Here is a 3,062-nt window from a genome sequence, read left to right as displayed (position 1 = left end):
TCGAGGAAGTCGTCGCCGGCGCCGCCGCGGACCGTATCGGCGCCGCGCCCCATCGCCATGTGGTCGTTGCGGCCGGTGCCGGTCACCGCCTCCGCCGCCGCGCTGCCGGTGTACTGCCACTGCAGGCCGGTGATCGGGCCGGTATAAGCAGTGGCCCCCACCTGCGTCGTCGTTGCCCCCTGCACCACAGTGAAGCTGGGCAGGGGTTCCACGCCACCCGGCACGGAGCCGAAGGTGATGTCGCCCGGCTGCAAGGTCGACACGCCGTTCAGGAAGACCCGTGAGTCGTCGGAACCGTACTGGACGTAGAGGCCCGTCAGTACCGTGCCGCCCGCATCGAAGCTGCCCTGGAAGCTGTAGACGTCATCGCTGGTGAGGCCGCCTGCGAAGAGCAGCTTGTCGGTACCGGGCGTGAAGTTGTTGACGAAGTCCGGCCCATCCCCGGGGCTGAAGACGAAGACGTCATTGCCGCTGCCACCCACCAGATAGTCGGCGCCCTTGAAGCCGACCAGCATGTCGCCGTCGTCACCGGCAGCGAGCGTATCGGCGCCGTCCGAGCCGGTCTGCGTCACGCCCGGCGTGGTGTCGAGGATAATGCTGTAGGTGGTGGTACTGGCAGCGGACGTGTTGCCGGCCGCGTCGGTGATGGTGGCACGGATCGTCTTGCTGTCACCGCCGCTGATGGCATTGCTGGTCACCAGGGCATAGCCTTCGGTGACGTCCGCCGAGGTCAGGGTGTAGCTGGTGGTCACCGTACCGACGGTGAGGGTCACCTTGTCGTTGGCCAGGGCGCCGGTCCCGGCCAGCGACACCTTCACCGTCGGGGTGGCGTCGTCGGTCGTCCCGCCGCTCGCTACCGTCCCGGTCACGACGCCGGCATCGTCCATTACTTCGACAATCGCAGGCGCCGCCGGCGCTGCGGTATCGACAGTATAGTTCCTGGCTACACTGGAGCTTCCCGCATTATCAGAGACCACCAGCTTGTAGCCAGACCCGCCTTCTGGAGAAATTTGAGCGATTTCGGCTGCTGTGAGCGTGTACGACCAAAGAGTCCCACTCGGGTTGCCAACCTGAACATTGGTCTTCTGAAGCAGTACGGTAACCCCATCCGGCTTGTAGAAAGTCAGGGTTATCTTTGTGCTGGCCGTTACACCGGTGCCGGAGTCTGTCCCGCTGATGGTGAATGGGCCGGCCGCATCCGCCGCGCTAAGATAGCCATCGGTCAGCGGGTTCGGGTCGAGAGTGATGGTGCCGAGCACGCCGGCATAGTTCTGCGCTGCCTCTGGGGTGATGGGAGCCCCGGCGGTGTGCCCCTTGGCTGTCACGTCCAGTTCCCAGCGGCCGCCCTGTGCCGCGGCGCCGACGCGCATGCTGGAGGCTGCCACCCGCACGCCGGTGGCCTGGGCCATGGCAGCGACGAAGGCGGCGCCTTGCTCGCCCGCGCCGGTCTCGCAGCTCCAGAGCCGGATGTCGCCGCCCTGTCCGAGGGCAGCACCGATCCTGGCCAGCTCGGCGGTCCGCCGGCCGAGTTCCTCAGCGGTCACCGTGTTGGCGCCGAACTGCACCTGCCCTGGGGCGCCATGCGCGATGATATGAGCGACTGCAATGTTTTGCCGCCCGGCCAGCGCCTCGCTCACCTGGACCAGGCCGTCGCGGCTACGGTCGAGCAGGATCGCGTCCACGCCAGGGCGCAGGCCGCGCAGGAGCACCGGGATATCGGCAACGGCGGGGTCGATGAAGGCGATCTCGCGGGCCGCCTCCGCGCCGAGCGCAGCGGAGGAGAGGTGGCAGAGAGGCTGGGACGCGGGCATGGTGGGCTCCGGTGAGAAAACCAAAGCGGCACTGAGCCCGCTCGCATGAGCTCTTCCGAACAGACCTGAGGCTTTCCGGAGAGGTCTCACCGCAAGGACTCTGTGCCAGCAAGTAGAATATCTCTTCCGAATAGATCCCGATGCGCTACAAACCCAAGATTGTTCCACGTAGTTGTTACTCAACCATAATGCTGGCGCCGCCTGAAATCTGCTCCACCCGATGCCCAGGGTGGGCGAAGCGCTCCGCCGCCGCCTTGCCGCCATCGGCGGGGCGCATACCCTGGCCGGCCCCCCCTGGAACCCCGGCCATCCGGCGATCCGCCACACCCTGCGCGGCATCCTGCGCCGGCACGGCACCCCGGCCCGGCAGGCGGCGGCGCTGACCACCACCGAGATCCGCCGCCTGCTCGCCGGCTGCGACCGCAAGCGACTCCAAGCGTCGGCGGGCAGCATCGCCGTGATCCGTCGGTAGCCATAGCGGCCATACTCGGCCGCCAGGGCCAAGATCGCTTCGGTCAACGCCGCTTCGTCGTCCCTGACGCGACGCGCACGGCGCAGCGTCAAACGCGGCTGACCGAGGGCGCGGCACGCCCGGCGTTCGGAGACGCCAAGCGTAGCCTGCACATGACGGACACATGCCCGGCGACGCTCGGGGCCTAGTATTTTCCCGCAGCAGCCTCTTTCAGGATCTGCTTGTCGAGCGTCAGTTCAGCCACGGCCCGCTTCAGCCGGGCATTCTCCCGCTCCAGGTCCTTCATCCGCCGCGCCTGGTCGACCTTCAGGCCCCCATACTCAGTCCGCCAGCGGTAGAAGCTCGCCCCCGATACCCCCAGCCCGTGGCAGACCTCGCTCACCATCCGGCCCTGCGCCAACTCCACCTCGGCCTGCCGCAGCATTCCGATAATCTGTTCCGGCCTCAAACGCTTCCCAGGAATCCTGACCTCCCTCAGGAGGCCAACTCTCTCACCAAACCCGGATCCATTTCAGGGGCGCAGGTCAATTTCGGCCGGCATTAGTTATGAGTGTCATTAGACAGGAGGTCTACAGTGTTTTTACTGCATATTTTATATAAGACGAAGCGAGTTGTTGATTGCCCAATATCGTTGATCCACCTTCATGCGACATCCCCAGTCTAGTGGATCGCGCCTGACGGAAGAGTCCTGGTAGGGATTCCGGCGCCCGGCCCGGCATGCGAGTCTGGGCCATGCGCACAGGCATTGTCGTCGAGGTGAGCGCCGCCGACCGAACCCG

General features: G+C 66.1%; 2 protein-coding genes and 1 pseudogene. 1 reads left to right on the top strand and 2 read right to left on the bottom strand.

Going from position 1 to position 3,062, the window contains the following annotated elements; genetic code table 11:
* Window positions 1-1,811: DUF4347 domain-containing protein (locus LHA35_RS28040; RefSeq protein WP_226614758.1), on the bottom strand; the 1,811-nt coding region annotated here is incomplete at its 3' end.
* A 220-nt stretch (window positions 1,812-2,031) separates the two neighbouring features.
* Between LHA35_RS28040 and LHA35_RS28035 the strand changes: the two genes are divergently transcribed.
* A complete protein-coding gene (locus LHA35_RS28035) occupies window positions 2,032-2,283 on the top strand; it encodes a hypothetical protein (RefSeq protein WP_226614745.1) in 252 nt (83 codons plus the stop codon).
* Here the strand turns inward: LHA35_RS28035 and LHA35_RS28030 are convergent.
* Window positions 2,244-2,746, bottom strand: a pseudogene (locus LHA35_RS28030) (transposase); the annotation flags it as partial. The gene LHA35_RS28035 and the pseudogene LHA35_RS28030 overlap by 40 nt on opposite strands.
* Window positions 2,747-3,062 lie beyond the last annotated feature (316 nt).

The sequence above is a fragment of the Roseicella aerolata genome (assembly GCF_020523605.1).
Classification (GTDB): Bacteria; Pseudomonadota; Alphaproteobacteria; order Acetobacterales; family Acetobacteraceae; genus Paracraurococcus; species Paracraurococcus aerolatus.
The sequence above is the reverse complement of the archived record's forward strand: the minus strand, read 5'-3'. Positions and strand labels throughout refer to the sequence as shown.